Source organism: Brevibacillus sp. SIMBA_040 (assembly GCF_046535075.1).
Classification (GTDB): Bacteria; Bacillota; Bacilli; order Brevibacillales; family Brevibacillaceae; genus Brevibacillus.
Genome location: NZ_JAWRXI010000253.1, coordinates 1 through 261 on the forward strand (window position 1 = coordinate 1; position 261 = coordinate 261).

Annotated in this window: 1 protein-coding gene; it reads left to right on the top strand. The window is 53.3% G+C overall.

All coding sequences use genetic code 11. The features are described from left to right. On the top strand, nucleotides 1-261 hold a 261-nt coding region (locus SB752_RS32740), incomplete at both ends, for a hypothetical protein (protein ID WP_410719554.1).

Consider the following 261-nt stretch of genomic DNA (forward strand, 5'->3'; position numbering starts at 1 on the left):
CTGGTTGGCAAGCCGATTTTGGACTACAGAACCAACGTGCAGGCGTCGGTGCATCGAGCGTCTATCTTCGCGCCCGTGACAACGGGGGTCTTGAAGTTATCAATAGCGCATATAACGCGGTCCCGTGGCAAGTCACTGACGACGGTCAAACGTATCAATATAACAACGTAAATGCCGGATCAGCGCAACTGCAAACAAACGGTAACGTTGTAGGGCCGGGCATGCCATACGGCGACCTGTTCACGGCACTGAATAACAAGG